Raw genomic sequence first — 16472 nt, 5'->3', positions numbered from 1 at the left:
CAGCCTCTGTCAAAGAGGCTGGGCCGTCAACGAGGGCTGAGACAGCCAGCGGCGGGCGACCTCTTGCAGATGCAGGGGGTCGCCCGTGGTCCAAAGTCGCAACGAATCGCTGGTGTCACGCGCATTCACCCCATGGGCATGGATGACTTGGGCCAGGCGTCGCGCATGACGGGCCACGGCGCCTGACGTGTCCAGTATCTGCACGCTGGCCGGCAAGGCGTCTTCGAACAAGGGGCGAACCAACGGGTAGTGCGTGCAGCCCAGCACCACCGTGTCGACCTGGTCCACGGTCATGGGGGCGCAAAAGCGGTCGACCAGCGTGCGCAACGCCGGCGTGTCCAAAGCACCTTTCTCAATTTCTGCGGCCAGACCAGGGCAGGGCTGCAAGACGAGGTGCACCCCTTGCGCATGAGCGTCTATCAGATCGCGAAATTTCTGACTCGACAGGGTCATGGGCGTGGCCAGCACGCCGATGCGACCTTGCGGCGATACCGTGATCGCGGGTTTGATGCCGGGCTCCACGCCAATGAACGGCACCCCCGGCCAGGTTTGCCGCAAATCTCGTATGGCCACCGCGGTGGCGGTGTTGCAGGCCACGACGATCAGGTCGGCGCCCCGGTCCAGCAGGCGCTGAGTGATCTGATGGCAGCGGCCCAGGATGTAGCGGTCGTCGCGTTCGCCGTACGGTGCGTGCCCCGAGTCCGCCACGTAATCCATGCCTGCCCCCGGCAGTTGGTGACGCAGGGCTTCGACCATGGACAGGCCACCCAGACCGGAGTCGAACACCCCCACCCTGAGGCCGTCAAACGACGTCAGTTCGAGGTCCTGGCTGGTGCTGGAGTCGTGGGCTGTCATGGATGCACGGTATAAACCGCGTATTTTCTTCCTTTCTCACGCCGGGATTGCCCTGAGGCGCCCCACATTGCGTTAGAATCGAACGATCGTGCTTTTTTGGCGCGTCTTATTCATTCAACTCTTCCTCATGACGCAGGAGAACATCGCATGAAGGTTCTGGTTCCGGTCAAGCGGGTTGTGGACTACAACGTGAAGGTTCGCGTGAAGTCCGACGGCTCTGGTGTCGACATTGCCAACGTCAAAATGAGCATGAACCCCTTCGACGAAATCGCCGTCGAAGAGGCCACCCGCCTGAAGGAAAAGGGCGTGGTCACTGAAATCATCGCCGTCTCCATCGGCCCGTCGCAGTGTCAGGAAACCCTGCGCACCGCCATGGCCATTGGCGCCGACCGCGGCATCCTGGTCGAAACCACGGACGAAGTGCAGCCCCTGGCCGTGGCCAAGGTGCTCAAGGCCCTGGTCGACAAGGAACAGCCCCAGCTGATCATCCTGGGCAAACAAGCCATCGATGACGACAGCAACCAGACCGGTCAAATGCTGGCTGCCCTGGCCAACCTGCCCCAAGGCACCTTCGCCTCCAAGGTGGAAGTCGCTGGCGACAAGGTCAACGTGACCCGTGAAGTTGACGGTGGTCTGGAAACCGTGTCGCTGAAGTTGCCCGCCGTGGTGACCACCGACCTGCGTCTGAACGAGCCCCGCTACGTGACGCTGCCCAACATCATGAAGGCCAAGAAGAAGCCCCTGGACACCGTGAAGCCGGCTGACCTGGGTGTGGACGTGGCCCCCCGTATCAAGACCCTGAGCGTGGCCGAGCCGCCCAAGCGTTCTGCTGGTATCAAGGTGCCCGACGTGGCCACCCTGGTTTCCAAGCTGAAGAACGACGCCAAGGTGATCTGAGGAGACTGACAACATGACCGCACTCGTCATTGCTGAACACGACAACGCCTCCATCAAGAGCGCCACGTTGAACACCATCACGGCTGCCAAGGCCTGTGGTGGCGACGTACACGTGCTGATCGCTGGCTCGAACGCCGGTGCCGCCGCTGCCGCTGCCGCCCAGATCGCTGGCGTGGCCAAGGTGCTGCACGCCGATGGCGCCCAGTTCGCCGACGGTCTGGCCGAGAACGTGGCAGCCCAGGTGCTGGCCGTGGCTTCGGGCTACAGCCACCTGGTGTTCCCCGCCACCGCCGCTGGCAAGAACGTGGCCCCCCGCGTCGCAGCCAAGCTGGACGTGGCCCAAGTGTCGGAAATCACCAAGGTGATCTCTGCCGACACCTTCGAGCGTCCCATCTACGCCGGCAACGCCATCGCCACCGTGCAATCGGCTGATTCGGTGAAGGTGCTGACCGTTCGCGGTACCGCCTTCGACGCCGCTGCCACCACCGGTGGTTCGGCCGCCGTGGAAACCGTGGCCGCCGTGGGCGATTCGGGCTCCTCGAGCTTCGTGGGCCGCGAGGTCACCAAGTCCGAGCGTCCTGAACTGACCGCTGCCAAGATCGTGGTCTCGGGTGGTCGCGCCCTGGGCTCGGCCGAGAAGTTCAACGAAGTGATGTCGCCCCTGGCCGACAAGCTGGGTGCCGCGCTGGGTGCCTCACGCGCTGCCGTGGATGCTGGCTACGCCCCCAACGACCTGCAAGTGGGTCAAACCGGCAAGATCGTGGCGCCTCAGCTGTACGTGGCCGTCGGCATCTCCGGCGCCATCCAGCATTTGGCCGGCATGAAGGATTCGAAGGTCATCGTGGCCATCAACAAGGATCCCGAAGCCCCGATCTTCCAGGTGGCCGATTTCGGTCTGGAAGCCGACCTCTTCAATGCAGTGCCTGAGCTGATCAAGGCCCTGTGATGATGGTCTGAGGATGGCCTGTCGAACTTGAGCGTCGACAGCCCCTCATCAAACGGGGCGTCTTGCGAGACGCCCCTTTTTTCCTTGCGAATTCCTGCGTTTTAAACGCCGTTCCCCCTGGAGCACACACCATGGCATTCAAGGCCCCCGTCAAGGACCAGCTGTTCTGCATGAAGGAGCTGGCTGGCATCGACAAGATCGCCCAAATCCCCGGTTTCGAAGAAGCCGGTTTCGAGACCGCCCAGGCCGTGCTGGAAGAGTCGGCCAAGTTCAACGAAGGCGTGGTCGCCCCCCTGAACTGGTCGGGTGACCAGGACCACGGTTCGTGGGACAACGGTGTGGTGCGCGCCTCCAAGGGCTTCAAGGAAGCCTACGCTGCGCTGGCCGAAGGTGGCTGGCAAGGCCTGGGTCAACCCGTTGAGTACGGCGGTCAAGGCCTGCCCAAGATCATCGGTGCCGCCTGCGTTGAGCAAACCATGGCTGCCAACCTGAGCTTCTCGCTGTGCTCCATCCTGACGGCCGGCGCCATCGAGGCCTTGCTGACCGCTGGCAGCGACGAACTCAAAACCCGCTACATCCCCAACATGGTGTCCGGCAAGTGGACGGGCACCATGAACCTGACCGAGCCTCAGGCCGGCTCGGACCTGGCCCTGGTGCGCTCCAAGGCGGTCAAGCAGGCTGATGGCACCTACCGCATCAGCGGCCAGAAGATCTACATCACCTACGGTGAGCACGACATGACCGAGAACATCGTTCACCTCGTGCTGGCCCGCACCCCCGACGCGCCCGAAGGCGTCAAGGGCATCTCGCTGTTCGTGGTGCCGAAGTTCATGGTCAATGCCGACGGCTCGCTGGGCCAACGCAACGACGTGTACTGCGCCTCGATCGAAGAAAAGCTGGGCATCAAGGCCTCGCCCACCGCCGTGCTGGTGTATGGCGACGACAAGGGCGAAGTGGGCCCGGGCGCCATCGGCTACCTGGTGGGCGAAGAAAACCGTGGCCTGGAGTACATGTTCATCATGATGAACGCGGCTCGCTACGACGTGGGTGTGCAGGGCATCGCCGTGTCCGAGCGCGCCTACCAGCACGCGGTGGCCTACGCCAAGGACCGCGTGCAATCGCGTCCGGTGGATGGTTCGGCCAAAGAGTCTGTGGCCATCATCCATCACCCCGATGTGAAGCGCATGCTCATGACCATGCGTGCCCTGATCGAGGGCGAGCGCGCCATGGCCATGGTCGGTGCCGCTGCGTATGACACGGCCCACAACCACCCCGATGCCGCGGTGGCCAAGCAGGCCCAGGCCTTCTACGAATTCCTGGTGCCCCTGATCAAGGGCTTCAGCACCGAGAACTCGGTGGAAGTGACCTCGCTGGGCGTGCAAGTGCACGGTGGCATGGGCTTCATCGAAGAAACCGGTGCGGCCCAGTACTACCGCGACTCGCGCATCCTGCCGATCTACGAAGGCACGACCGCCATTCAGGCCAACGACCTGGTGGGCCGCAAGACCGCCCGTGATGGTGGCGCCACGGCCAAGGCCGTCGCCGCTCAAATCGCCGACACCGAAGGTCAGCTCACCGCCCGCAGCAGCGAAGCCGGCAAGAAGCTGGCCAAGCAACTGAAGGCCGCCCGCGAGTCCTTCCTGCAGGTCGTGGATTTTGTGGTTGCCAACGTCAAGGCCAATCCGAATGCCGTGTTTGCCGGATCGGTGCCTTACCTGATGCTGACGGGCAACCTGGTGGCCGGCTGGCAGATGGCCCGTGCCCTGATGGCCGCAGAAGACCGGTTGGCAGCGGGTGAAGACGCCGAGTTCATGACCGCCAAGATCGCCACGGCACGCTTTTATGGCGACCACATCCTGGCTCGCATTGCATCGCTGCGCGACACCATCCTGGAAGGTGGCGACAGCGTCACGGCCATGCCGTTGGATGCGTTCTGATCATGGCACTGCCTGGCGCGCTGCAACGCGTTGCGTTTCCTGTCATCGCGTCGCCGATGTTCATCATCAGCACGCCCAAGCTGGTGATCGCTCAGTGCAAGGCAGGGGTGGTGGGCTCGATGCCCGCCCTCAACGCGCGTCCTGCTTCACAGCTGGATGAGTGGTTGGCCGAGATCACCGAGACGCTGGCGGCCCATGACCGCGCCCATCCAGAGGCCCCGTCGGCGCCTTTTGCGATCAACCAGATCGTGCACAAGAGCAATGACCGTCTGGAGCACGACATGGAGGTGTGCGCCAAGTACAAGGTGCCCATCATCATCACGTCACTGGGCGCGCGTGAGGACGTCAACCACAGCGTGCATGCCTATGGCGGCGTGGTGCTGCATGACGTGATCAACAACCGCTTTGCCCACAAGGCGGTCGAGAAGGGCGCCGACGGCTTGATCGCGGTGGCGGCCGGCGCTGGTGGGCATGCCGGCACGCTCAGCCCGTTTGCCTTGGTCCAGGAAATCCGTGAATGGTTTGATGGGCCCTTGGCGCTGTCCGGCGCCATTGCCCATGGCCGCTCGATTCTGGCGGCGCGGGCGATGGGCGCCGACTTCGCCTACATCGGCTCAGCCTTCATCGCCACGCAAGAGGCCCGCGCCGTGGATGCCTACAAGCAGATGGTGGTGGACAGCAGCAGCGTCGACATTGTCTATTCCAGCAAGTTCACGGGGGTGCATGGCAATTACCTGCGCCCCTCCATCGTCGCGGCAGGACTGGACCCTGACCATCTGGGCGACGGTGACCCCAGCCAGATGAGTTTTGGCAGCAAGAACGCTGGTGAGGCCAAGGCCTGGCGCGACATCTGGGGGTGTGGCCAGGGCATCGGTGCGGTCAAGTCCGTGGACTCGACGGCGGCACTGGTGGCCCGGCTGAAAGCCGAATACGCGCAGGCCAGGGCGGCGCTGTGAGCCCCACGGTAGGCCGTGGGGGCAGGGCGCTTCAGCGAAGCGCCATCATCGGGTCTACCACGCCGCCCTGACGGCGCAGGATCTGGCTGACGGCAATCACCGCTTGCGTGCGGGAATTGACGCCCAGCGCGCGCAGCACGGCCGCCACGTGGTCCTTGACGGTTTCCACCGACAGGCCCAGTTCGCGGGCGATCAGTTTGTTGGGCTGCCCCTTGAGCAGCAGATTCAGCACATCGGTTTGTCGCGGGGTGAGGCTGAGGTCGGCCAGTGAGGGCGCCGTCTGGTAGCCCGCCTGCACCGCCTGTCCTTGCACGCCGGACATGCCGTCGGCCCCAAAGCCTGCTTCGCCCATGTTCATGGGGGGCACGTACACCCCGCCAGACAGCACCTGCTGAAGGGCTTCGAACAGCGTTTCGTTGCTGGCGCGTTTGGGCACAAAGCCCATGGCACCCAGGTCGATGGCGCGGATGACGTCGCTGGGGCGGTCTGAGGCCGAGATGACCACGATCGGCAAGGCCGGGTAGCGTGTCCGGAACTCGACCAGCAGGTCAAAGCCGTCCGCGTCGCCCAGCTGCAGGTCCAGCAGCACCAGTTGGTGTTGCGGGTCATTGACCAAGGCCTCGCGGGCGGTCCGCCCGCTGTCGGCAGCGGTCACCTTCACATGGTCGCCCAAGCCCTGGATGACGGATTGCAGTGCCGCCAGGATCAGCGGATGGTCATCAATCAACAGGACTTTCATGGGGCCTCCTCGCCGCGTTTATTGTCAGGAACGTGCGCCAGGATCACCCACCAAGGGGGGATGACGCGGCCGCCATGATACTGTCACGGCTTGACACAGTTCGCCCCCTCTGCAGCGCGATGTGTCAGAAAAGGTATCAGATGTGTCCGTTGCGAGCAGCGCCTGGCGGGCACTACATGCGCCAGATGCGGGGTGTGTGCGGAGGCAACTGCCAGCGTTGCTGACGCCACTGCTGCCAGACCTCGGTCAGCAGCTGGATGGCCGGCTCAACCCGGTCTGCCAGCACCCTGAGCACCACCACGCGATCGTCCGGACTGGTCACCCCCGCGGTGGCCCGCAAGGTGCTGGATTGAACGCACTGGCGCGCCAGCTCCTTCAGTTGTTCTCGATCCGCGCCGCCCATGGCCTGGCCACTGCTGAGCCACAGCGTGCCCATCACGCGGCGCCCGGCCCAGCCCAGGGGGCTGTCCAGCAGGCGTCGGTCGTTGGCTTGCACGGTGCCGCGCTCCAGCCACACGCCGGGCAGCTCGATTTCTTGCGTGTAGTGCCCGTGCACCCACTGCGGATCGTCGAAGTGTTCGTTGGCGGCCGGCAGGCCCAGGGCCAGCACGTCCCAACCGATCATCTCGGCGCCTGGGGCCAGCTCAAAACGCATCCGGTTGTGCGCGGCACACCCACGGTAGGCCAGCGTTTCCAGGGGCAGCCATTCCAGCCGGCTGTTGGCCGCCAGCTTGACCAGGGCATGTTGTTCGGCCCGTTCGCCCGTGCTTTTGTAAAAGCGCGTGGCGCCAGGTGTGGTGATCAGTGCATGGCTGTCTGGCGCGAGTTCGGCGTCGATGTGCAGCGTGTCGCCACCCACGATGCCGCCGGGGGGGTGCACCAGCACATGGTGGCAAATGCCAGGGCCTTCGGGATAGAGCCGCTGCAGCACCCGCAAGGGGCCGTGGTGGCGGTCGTGTGCGATGGTGCGCTCGCCATCGCGTTGGTAGCGCAGGGTCAGTTGGCCTTGCCAGCTCATGGGCGTGTCGTCACGTGGGCAGAAGGGCAGTATCGCGCAGCGATGCATGGCAGCACACCAAGGCGTGCACATAAAGGCATGCAGATTGCATACACTGTAGAGGCGGAGTAGAAGCGTTCAGTCGCATGCCGCCAGTTGGTGCACTTTCTGTGCCAGCCTGGTGCGCGGCGGGTCATTGCTCCCTCTTGTTCAACCCTTGCGGCCTGCGTGCCGCCATGTTCGACCTTGAGGAGCTGTCCATGCTGACCACGCAGCAGCCTGTGTTTCGCCGTTTCTGGCATGCCGTCATGCCTTTGTCCGATCTGCAAGACGGACCCCGCCCGTTCACCCTGCTGGGTGAGTCCATCGTTGTCTTTCTGGACGAGCATGGGCAGCCCGCTGCACTGCGCGATCGGTGTTGCCATCGCACGGCCAGACTGTCCAAGGGCTGGTGTGCCAAGGGGGGGCTTCAGTGTGGCTATCACGGATGGGTGTATGACCGCAGTGGCCGGGTCACCCACGTGCCGCAGTACGAAGAGGGGCGCCCCATCCCGGCGGATTTCAAAACCACCGCGTACCATTGCCAGGCCCGCTATGGCTATGCCTGGGTGGCCTTGGAAGACCCGGTGGCCGACATCCCCGAGGTGCCTGAGTTCGACATGCCAGGTTGGCGCACCATCTTCCAGTTCTATGAGCGTTGGGAAACCAGCCCCATGCGCGCGCTTGAGAACTCGTTTGACAACTCGCACTTCAGCTTCGTGCACCGAGCCACCTTTGGTGTGGCCGATCGACCCCGCCCCAGCAAGTACGAACTGGTGGAAAACGAAGACGGCTTTTACGCCGAAACGGTGATCGAGGCGGTCAATCCACCCGCGTTCCAGCAGGTCAGTGGAGTCAGCGATCCGGTGACCACCCGGCACATGCGCAACGCCTACTTCCAGCCCTTCTCACGTCGGCTGGACATCGAGTACCCCGGCGGTGTGCGGCATGTGATCATCAATTGCTTCACGCCCATTGACGATGGCAGCATGCAGTTGTGCCAGTGGTTGTTCCGCAATGACACCGAGGCCGATTGCCCGGCGCAGCTGCTGATCGACTTCGACGCAGAGATCACCCGCGAAGACAAGGAGATTCTGGAGTCGACCGACCCGGACGCCTGGCTGGACACGCGGCGGCGCGGGGTGGAGTACTCCATGGACAGTGACAAGCCTGGCATGCTGATCCGCAAGCGACTGATGGCCATCTTGCAGGCCCACGGTGAAGAGGAAGTGCATCGGGGCTTGCCTGGCGTGAGCATCCGGCTGGTGCCTGTCGAGGGCTGATTCACGCGCGGGGCGAAGGGGGCCTTGCCGCGATGGGGGGCATGAGTTCAAGCACAATGAGGCCATGCACCCTGATCACGACTCCATCGTTCAAGACACCCAGCGCTGGTTGACCCAGGCCGTCATCGGCCTGAATTTGTGCCCCTTTGCCAAGGCGGTGCATGTGAAGAACCAGATCCGATATCACGTCTCGCAGGCCACCAGCGCCGAAGCCTTGCTGGAGGACCTGGTGCAGGAGTTGATTCGCCTGCGTGACGCCGACCCGCAAGAGATCGAGACGACGTTGCTGGTGCACCCGGACGTCCTGAATGATTTTCTGGATTTCAATGATTTCCTGGATGTCGTGGACGCGGCCATCGACGAGCTGGACCTGGAGGGCGTGATCCAGGTGGCCAGCTTCCATCCCGACTATGAGTTTGGGGATGAGGAGCCGGGCGACATCACCCACTACACCAACCGCTCACCGTATCCGACCCTGCACCTGCTGCGCGAAGCCAGCCTGGAACAGGCGATCGACGCCATTCCAGATGCGGCCGATATCTTCGAGACCAACAAGGAAACGATGCGCCGCCTGGGTGACGAGGGCTGGCAGGCCCTGTGGAAAGAATGACCTCTGGCAGGACAGGCATGGGCATGGGCCGCCCGGTGGTGGCGGTGCCCTGGTGGGGCGTGTTGCGCCCGCCCTTTTTGCTGCTCACCATCAGTTGCATGGCGCTGGCTGTGGCCTGGAGCGCATGGTGGCTGCGCATGGAGGGGCAGTCTCTGGCGGCGGTGCCTGCTTTGCTGTGCGTGCTGGGTGCCTTGCTGGCACACGCCGGGGTGAACGTGCTCAACGAGGTGCACGATTTTCGCAGCGGGCTTGACCAGCACACCTGGCGCACGCCATTCAGCGGCGGCAGCGGGGCCTTGTTGTCGCATCCCGACAAAGTGAAGACGGCAGCCACACTGGGCTGGACTTGCGTGGTGCTGACCGCAGCGATCGGGCTGGGCCTGTGGTGGTGGCGCCCTGCGGCCCACGGCCCCCTGATGGCGCTGGGTGGGTTGGGCCTGTTGCTGGTGGTGGCGTACACCCCCTGGATCACCCGTCACCCGTGGTGGTGCCTGGTTGCGCCGGGCTTGGGGTTCGGGCCCTTGATGCTGCTGGGCACGGAGGTGGTGCTGACTGGACAGTGGTCGTGGCAGGGCCTGGCCTTGTCGGTCTTGCCGTTTGCCTTGGTCAACAACCTCTTGTTGCTCAATCAGTTTCCGGATGTGGATGCGGATCGCCGTGTGGGGCGGCGCACGCTGCCCATGGTGATCGGGCGTGGGCCCGCGGTGGTGGTGATGGGCGTGCAGCAGATGGCCGCCTGGCTGTGGCTGGGCGTGGGCGCCTGGCAAGGTTGGTGGCCGCCTGGTGTGGCCCTGGCCGTGCTGGCTTTGCCCCTGTCGATGTGGGTGCTGCAGCGGGCCTGGCAGGCCCGCGACGATCTCGGTGCCCTGCAGCCCGCCATGGCCCTGAACGTGGCGCAATGCGTGCTGGTGCCCGGCTTGATGGCCGTGGGTTCAGGGGTGTCCTGAGCCAGACCACATGTCGCGGTGCAGGGCCACGATCTCGTCTTCCACCTCGGGCACCGGGCCGATGACCTCGACGGGTTTTTGTCCGCGCGCAAACACCTCGCGGCAGGGCAGGTTCATGGTCGGGTTCTCGGCGTGGTCGCCTGTCAGGCTCAGCAAGCGTTCTTCGGTGATGCCATACACCACGCGGCCGATGTGGGCCCAGTACTGGGTGCCCGCGCACATGGCGCAGGGCTCGGCGGTTGTCACCAGCGTGCACTGCCAGAGGTAATCGGGCGGATAGTTGAGCACCGCCGTGCGGGCCAGCACCGATTCGGCGTGGTTGACCGTGTCCACATTGCCTTGTTCGGCCAGCACCGTGTGGCCGTCGGGGGCCACCAGCAGCGCGCCAAACGGGTGGCGGCCCAGGGTGCGGGCGCGCTGAGCCACTTCGTTGGCGCGGCGCAGCAGGGCGATGATCTGGTCTTGCGACAAAGGGGTGTGGGGGGCAAAGCTCATCGTCAACTCCTGAAGCGTCGTTGGGCCACCGGCATCAACGCGAGGCCATCATCACACGCACTGCCGCTGCGGCATCGGCCTGCAACTGGGCCATGTCCAGGCCCGGAATCTGGCCGTCGTCCACCACCACACGGCCGTGGCACAACACGGTGCGCGCGCGGTAAGCGCCGCTGGCCACGGGTGCCACGCCCGGGTCGTGCAGGCCCCAGTGGCGGGCTTCGTTCAGCGGCACCAGCACCAGGTCGGCGGCCTGGCCCACCTGCACGGTGCCCACGCCCGGCAGGCCCAGCACGCGGGCGCCACCGGCCGTGCCCATGTGCACCACCTCGTCGGTGGTGAGCGCCGAGGCCCCGCCAACAGCGCGGTGCACCAACCAGGCCATGTGGGCCTCGTGGGCCATGTCGGCGGCTTCGTTCGAGGCGGCACCGTCCACCGCCAATGACACGGCGCCCCCGGCGCGCATCATCGCCGGCGCAGGCGCCACGCCCGAGCCCAGGCGCCCGTTGCTTTGCGGGCAATGCGACATGCCCGTGCCCGTACGCACCAGGGTGTCGATCTCGGCCGGGCTCAGGTGCACCAGGTGGGCATACCAGACGTCCTCGCCCAGCCAGCCATGCTCGCCCACAAAATCAACCGGGCTGCAGCCATGCACCTCGCGGCAGTAGTGCACGTAGTCGGCCGTTTCGCTCAGGTGGCTGTGCAGGCGGATGCCCAGGCTGCGCGCGTGCTCGGCGATGGGGCGCAGGTGGCCCACCTCCACCGACCAGGTGGGCGTGGTGGGGGCGCTGACGACCCGGCGCATGCTGGTGGGCGAGGGGTCATGCCAGCGCCGCACATCGCGCTCGATGGCGGCCATGAACTGGTCCAGCGTTTCGGGGCGCACCTGGGGTGGTGGGTTCACGTCGATGGCGCGGGTGATGGTCTGGCCACCCCGGCACAGCACAAAGCGCAGGCCCAAGGCGGCTGCTTCGTCAAACACGGCCGCCGACGCGTCAAACGGCATGCCCGGGTAGTAGTGGTATTGGTGGTCGGCCACCGTGGTGCAGCCTGACAGCAGCAATTCGACCATGCCCAGGCGGGCCGCCAGCCGCAACACGGCTTCGTGGTCGAAGTGGCGGCGGTAGGCCACGGGCACGGCCGACAACCAGGCCATCAGCCCGGCGTCGATGCCGGCCGGGATGCCCTTGAGCAGGCTCTGGAACAGGTGGTGGTGGGTGTTGACCCAGCCGGGCATGAGCACGCAGTCGCTGGCGTCGATGACACGCTCGCCGTCGCGCGGTGTGAGCGTGCCGATCTCGTGGATCAGCGGGCCTTGCACGCGCAGGTCTTGCCCTTGGGCGGGGTCGATGCGGGCTTGCTCACCGGGCAGGCCGGTGAGGATGGTGCGGGCGTTCTTGATCAGCAAGGAGGTACTCATGGGTTCATCTCGCTTTCGTGCCAGCCGCTCAGGGCCCAGCGTGATAGGGCCGACAGGAAGGCAAACACGGCCACACCCGTCACCGAGATCAGCACCAGTGCGGCAAACAGCCGGGGAATGTTGAGTTGGTAGCCTGCCTGCAGGATCTGGTAGGCCAGGCCCGTGCCCGTGCCGCCGGTGCCCGCGACGAACTCGGCCACCACGGCGCCGATCAGGGCCAGGCCGCCCGAGATGCGCAGGCCCGCAAAGAAGTAAGGCAGGGCCGAAGGGATGCGCAGGCGCACCAGCGTTTGCCAGCGCGTGGCGCGCTGCAGCTGAAAGTACGCGGCCAGCCCGGGGTTGACGCTGCGCAGGCCCACCGTGGTGTTGCTGATGATGGGAAACAGCGCCACCAGGGTGGCACACACCACCAGCGACAGGGTGGGGTCTTTCACCCAGATGATGATCAGCGGTGCGATGGCCACGATGGGTGTGACCTGCAGCAGCACGGCATACGGGAAGAACGCCGCCTCGATCCAGCGGCTTTGCACGAAGGCGAAGGCGATCAGGGCGCCGATCACCGTGGCCGCGATGAACGACAGCACGGTGATTTTGACCGTGACCCACAGCGAGCCGATCAGCAAGGCCCAGTCTTCCACCAGCGTTTGCGCGATGGCCCAGGGCGAGGGCACCAGGTACGTGGGTACTTGCTGGATCACCGTCCAGGCCTGCCACAGGCCCAGCAGCACGGTGGTGACCAGCAGCGGCAGAAACCATTGACGCGCTCGCTCGGTGCGCGCTTGTCGACGTTGTTGCGGGGTGCTCATGCGGCGGCCTTCGGGGTGGGTTGAGCGGTCGAGGTGAGGTCGTGGCTGGGCTGCCCTTGCTGGCTGGCGCTGGTCAGGGCCTCGTGCAGCCGGCGCACCAGGGCGTTGAACTCGGGCGTGGTGCGGTACAGGTCGTCACGCGGGTAGGGCGATGACACCGCGATGTCGTCCACCACGCGCCCCGGGCGTGCGGCCATCACGATCACCCGCGAAGACAGGAAGGCGGCTTCGGTGATGCTGTGGGTCACGAACACGACGGTCAGGCCTTGCCGCTTCCACAGTTCCAGCAGGTCGGCGTCCAGCTTGTTGCGGGTGATCTCGTCCAGCGCGCCAAAGGGCTCGTCCATCAGCAAGAGTTTGGGGCGGGTCACCAAACCCCTGGCGATGGACACGCGCATCTGCATGCCGCCTGACAGCTCGCGCGGCAGGCTCTGGCCAAACTTGTCCAGGCCCACCAGGGCCAAGGCTTCTTGGACGCGGGCGTCGGCTTCGGCGCGGGGCACCCCGGCCAGGTCCAGCGGCAAGCGCACATTGGACTGCACCGTGGCCCAGGGCATGAGCGTGGCCTCCTGGAACACGAACGACAGGCCGTGGTCGGCATCGGGCGCGTGCACCGGCTTGCGCGACAACAGCAGTCGCCCATCGCTGGGCTCCAGCAGCCCCGCAATCATCTTGAGCAGCGTGCTCTTGCCGCAGCCCGAGGGGCCCAGCAGGGTCACGAACTCGCCGGGCTGGATGCTGAGGTTGACCGGCAGCAGGGCGCGGGTACCGTTGGGATAGACCTGTTCGGCCGACAGGACTTCAATGGCTGGCACGGGTTCGTTCATACATCTCGATGATGTGCTGTCCCGCCGTCACCGGCGGGTAGCGGGGTGGATTGGCATCGTCAAAGCAGCCGGGCAGGGCGCTGACGACGGCGTGGTAATGGATGTCGAAGAAGTACGCCAGCGAGTAGCGTTCGCGCCCATGCGGGTTGAGCACCCGGTGTGGCGTCGAGCGGTAGCGGTCGTTGGTCCAGCGGGCCATCATGTCGCCCAGGTTGACCACATGGCTGTCGGGCAGGGGCGGGGCGTCAAACCAGTGGCCATCGGCGGCTTGCACTTGCAGGCCACCGGCCTCGTCCTGGGCCAGCAGGGTGACCGTGCCCCAATCGGTGTGGGCACCACAGCCGATCTGGCCGGGCTGCACCGCCTCGGCGGGGGGCTGGGGCGGGTAATGCAGCAGGCGCAACACGGGCATGGGGTCGTTCAGGAACGACTCAAAGTACGTGCGTGGCAGACCCAGCCCTTCGGCCATCAAGCCCAACAGCCGGGCCGACAAGCCGGCCATCGCCTGTTGATAGGCCTCCACCGTGGCCCTGAACCCGGGCACCAGGGCTTCGTCGGGCCATTGATTGGGGCCATGGTTGGGCGTGCCGGCCCGCACCAGCGGGTCATCGGCCTGGCGGTCCACCCCCAGGTAAAAGCTCTCTTTCAGGTCGGCGGGTTGGCCGGGCTCCAGCGCCTGCCAGCCGATGGGATCGAACCCCCGGTGGATGCCACTGCGCTCGATGTGCCAACGGGCTTTGGTGGCCTCGTCCAGCGCGAAGAAGCGCTGGGCCGCATCGAAGGCCGCAGACCGCAAGGCCGACGGCACGCCATGGCCCACCACATAAAAAAAGCCATGGGTGCGGCAGGCCTCGTCGATCATCTGCGGCAGGCCCTCAGACACCGACAGGTCGATCACGGGCAATTGGCGTGGCGTGCTCATGGCATGACCTTCAGGCCGCTGACGAACCGCGTGGTGTAGGTCTTGCGCACATCCACCTTCTTCGGGTCGATCAGCTCGTGCTTGACCAGCATGTCGAAGGTCTGCTTCATGCGGTCATCGGTGATGATGCCGATGCCCTGGCTCGCGGCATCACCACCTGTCACCAGGCCCACGTCCTTCATCTTCTGGATGGCATGGGCGATCTTGTCATCCGTCATGTTGGGGTTGTCTTTTTTGATCAGCGCATTGGCCGGTGCCGGGTTGCCGCTCAGGTAGCTCTTCCAGCCCTGCATGGAGGCCTTCACAAAGGCGGCCACGGCCTGGGGCCGACGCTCGATCGTCTGCTGGGTGCAGACGATGGTGGTGGCGTAGGGCGGCCAGCCGTGATCGGCCATCAGCAGCACGGTGGGCTTGATGCCGCTTTCCTGCTCGATGGCATAGGGCTCGGACGAGAGGTAGCCTTGCTGAGCCACGTTCTTGTCGGCCAGGAAGGGCTGGATGTTGAAGGTGTAGGGCCGCATCTGCGCATCGGTGAAGCCGTAGCGGTCTTTCAGCCAGGGCCAGTAGGTGACCATGCCTGCGCTGCCCACCAGGATGGTCTTGCGCTTGAGGTCTTCAAAGCGCTTGACGTCAGGGCGGGCAATGATGACGGCCGGGTCTTTCTGGAAGGCGGCGGCCACCGTCACGGCCGGGATGCCTTGCTCCCAGGCCTTCATGGTTTGCACGTCGTAGCCCATGATGCAATCGGCCTGACCGGCCAGCATGAGTTGCATCAGGTTGACCTGCGGCCCGCCCATGCGGAGGCTCACCTCCAGCCCGGCTTGCCGGTACAGGCCCGTGGCCTGGGCCTGATAGAAGCCACCGTGCTCGGCCTGGGCATACCAGTTGGTCAGGTAGGTGAACTTTTCCAGGGCCTGGGCCTGCACGGGCCCGCTCAGCAGACCTAGCAGGCTCGCGGCCACGGTGATGCTCAAACGTCGGTGAAGGTGTTGGTGCAGGGTGAAAGCCGTCATCAGATCCTCCGGTGTGGGGGCACGATCACCTGATTCAGTCCAGGCGGGTCAACTGCTGTTGTACCCGAGCCAGAAAGCGCTGGCGAGCCTCATCCGACTGGTAGTTCATCGAATGCAGTTGCAGCCACCGCGCTCGGCACCGGCGCGCAAACAGCGGGCGCAAGCCCTTCATGAACAGACTGCGGCCCGGGTCGCCCACCACCCGCAGCCACCACCAGGGCGCACCCGAGGTGGTCACCCCCACGAAGCGGTGGATGTTCTGCAGTGCGCCGCGGATGGGAATGAGCGGATGACCGCTGAGCTCAAACGCCACGCCGGGCAGCATCACCCGGTCCAGCCAACCCTTGAGCATGGCCGGGGGGCCGTACATCCAGGTGGGGTAGATGCACACCAGGGCCTCGGCCCAGCGCAGGGCGTCCACGTGCGCTTGCAGGCCGTCGATGTTGTGCTGGGTGTTGCTCAGGTAGCTTCGGCGCTCGGCCAGGCTCAGCACGGGGTCGAAGCCCATGGCATACAGGTCAAGATGGCGCACCTCGTGCCCGCCGGCGGCCAGGCCTTGCAAGGCCGTGCGCGTCAGGGCCGCACCATAGCTGTCGGGCAAGGGGTGGCAGGTGAGCAGCAGGCACCTCATGAGAGGCCTCTGCTGGCGATCACCCCTTCGGCAGGGGCGGGTTCATGGTTGAAGCAGGTCATGGCATGGCTTGAGCAAGGTGTGCGCCGCAGGGAACACATCGGTCTCAAGAGCAATTTCCCGCCATGACCACCCAACGGCAGCCCAGGTGAACG

Annotated in this window: 17 protein-coding genes; 7 read left to right on the top strand and 10 right to left on the bottom strand. The window is 65.3% G+C overall.

Annotation, left to right across the window (positions count from 1 at the left end):
- Positions 1-9: 9 nt before the first annotated feature.
- Positions 10-855, bottom strand: a complete 846-nt coding sequence (gene murI, locus WNB94_RS02130) for a glutamate racemase (RefSeq protein WP_341388078.1) — start codon at positions 853-855, stop codon at positions 10-12.
- Between the two features lie 147 nt (positions 856-1002).
- Between murI and WNB94_RS02125 the strand changes: the two genes are divergently transcribed.
- The 4 genes from WNB94_RS02125 to WNB94_RS02110 all read left to right on the top strand — a co-directional run bounded on the left by WNB94_RS02125 (position 1003) and on the right by WNB94_RS02110 (position 5591).
- The gene (locus WNB94_RS02125) at positions 1003-1752 is read left to right on the top strand and encodes an electron transfer flavoprotein subunit beta/FixA family protein (protein WP_341388076.1); all 750 of its coding nucleotides are present in this window, start codon (positions 1003-1005) and stop codon (positions 1750-1752) included.
- A gap of 13 nt (positions 1753-1765) precedes the next feature.
- The gene (locus tag WNB94_RS02120) at positions 1766-2698 is read left to right on the top strand and encodes an electron transfer flavoprotein subunit alpha/FixB family protein (protein WP_341388074.1); all 933 of its coding nucleotides are present in this window, start codon (positions 1766-1768) and stop codon (positions 2696-2698) included.
- Between the two features lie 131 nt (positions 2699-2829).
- On the top strand, positions 2830-4635 hold the full coding sequence (locus tag WNB94_RS02115; RefSeq protein ID WP_341388072.1) for an acyl-CoA dehydrogenase: 1806 nt from the start codon (positions 2830-2832) through the stop codon (positions 4633-4635).
- A complete protein-coding gene (locus WNB94_RS02110; protein WP_341389915.1) occupies positions 4635-5591 on the top strand; it encodes an NAD(P)H-dependent flavin oxidoreductase in 957 nt (318 codons plus the stop codon). Before WNB94_RS02115 ends, WNB94_RS02110 begins: the two co-directional genes overlap by 1 nt.
- Before the next feature lie 31 nt (positions 5592-5622).
- Here the strand turns inward: WNB94_RS02110 and WNB94_RS02105 are convergent, their stop codons facing one another.
- On the bottom strand, positions 5623-6330 hold the full coding sequence (locus tag WNB94_RS02105) for a response regulator (protein ID WP_341388070.1): 708 nt from the start codon (positions 6328-6330) through the stop codon (positions 5623-5625).
- Positions 6331-6502: 172 nt separating this feature from the next.
- On the bottom strand, positions 6503-7348 hold the full coding sequence (locus WNB94_RS02100) for an urease accessory protein UreD (RefSeq protein ID WP_341388069.1): 846 nt from the start codon (positions 7346-7348) through the stop codon (positions 6503-6505).
- A 239-nt stretch (positions 7349-7587) separates the two neighbouring features.
- Here WNB94_RS02100 and WNB94_RS02095 point away from each other — a divergent pair, with 239 nt between their 5' ends.
- The 3 genes from WNB94_RS02095 to WNB94_RS02085 all read left to right on the top strand — a co-directional run bounded on the left by WNB94_RS02095 (position 7588) and on the right by WNB94_RS02085 (position 10206).
- Positions 7588-8649, top strand: a complete 1062-nt coding sequence (locus WNB94_RS02095) for an aromatic ring-hydroxylating dioxygenase subunit alpha (RefSeq protein ID WP_341389914.1) — start codon at positions 7588-7590, stop codon at positions 8647-8649.
- A 64-nt stretch (positions 8650-8713) separates the two neighbouring features.
- Positions 8714-9259, top strand: a complete 546-nt coding sequence (locus WNB94_RS02090) for a DUF1415 domain-containing protein (protein ID WP_341388068.1) — start codon at positions 8714-8716, stop codon at positions 9257-9259.
- A complete protein-coding gene (locus WNB94_RS02085) occupies positions 9256-10206 on the top strand; it encodes a prenyltransferase (protein ID WP_341388067.1) in 951 nt (316 codons plus the stop codon). The genes WNB94_RS02090 and WNB94_RS02085 overlap by 4 nt, the downstream gene beginning before the upstream one ends.
- Here WNB94_RS02085 and WNB94_RS02080 read toward each other — a convergent pair.
- The 7 genes from WNB94_RS02080 to WNB94_RS02050 are packed head-to-tail and all read right to left on the bottom strand — an operon-like array spanning position 10192 to position 16317.
- Positions 10192-10701, bottom strand: coding sequence for a nucleoside deaminase (locus tag WNB94_RS02080; protein WP_341388066.1), 510 nt, complete (start codon positions 10699-10701; stop codon positions 10192-10194). The two genes, WNB94_RS02085 and WNB94_RS02080, sit on opposite strands and share 15 nt — an antisense overlap.
- A gap of 34 nt (positions 10702-10735) precedes the next feature.
- A complete protein-coding gene (locus WNB94_RS02075) occupies positions 10736-12118 on the bottom strand; it encodes an amidohydrolase family protein (RefSeq protein WP_341388065.1) in 1383 nt (460 codons plus the stop codon).
- Positions 12115-12924, bottom strand: a complete 810-nt coding sequence (locus WNB94_RS02070) for an ABC transporter permease (protein ID WP_341388064.1) — start codon at positions 12922-12924, stop codon at positions 12115-12117. The genes WNB94_RS02075 and WNB94_RS02070 overlap by 4 nt, the downstream gene beginning before the upstream one ends.
- Complete coding sequence (locus WNB94_RS02065) at positions 12921-13751, bottom strand: ABC transporter ATP-binding protein (RefSeq protein WP_341388062.1); 831 nt, start codon at positions 13749-13751, stop codon at positions 12921-12923. Before WNB94_RS02065 ends, WNB94_RS02070 begins: the two co-directional genes overlap by 4 nt.
- Positions 13726-14673 (bottom strand): isopenicillin N synthase family dioxygenase, encoded by a 948-nt coding sequence (locus tag WNB94_RS02060; protein WP_341388060.1) that lies wholly within the window; start codon positions 14671-14673, stop codon positions 13726-13728. The genes WNB94_RS02065 and WNB94_RS02060 overlap by 26 nt, the downstream gene beginning before the upstream one ends.
- Complete coding sequence (locus tag WNB94_RS02055; protein WP_341388058.1) at positions 14670-15686, bottom strand: ABC transporter substrate-binding protein; 1017 nt, start codon at positions 15684-15686, stop codon at positions 14670-14672. Before WNB94_RS02055 ends, WNB94_RS02060 begins: the two co-directional genes overlap by 4 nt.
- 34 nt (positions 15687-15720) lie before the next feature.
- Complete coding sequence (locus WNB94_RS02050; protein WP_341388057.1) at positions 15721-16317, bottom strand: NAD(P)H-dependent oxidoreductase; 597 nt, start codon at positions 16315-16317, stop codon at positions 15721-15723.
- Positions 16318-16472 lie beyond the last annotated feature (155 nt).

The sequence above is a fragment of the Aquabacterium sp. A3 genome (genome assembly GCF_038069945.1).
In the GTDB taxonomy this organism is placed as follows: Bacteria; Pseudomonadota; Gammaproteobacteria; order Burkholderiales; family Burkholderiaceae_C; genus Aquabacterium.
Note: the sequence above shows the minus strand (reverse complement) of the source record. Positions and strands in the feature narration are given on the sequence as shown.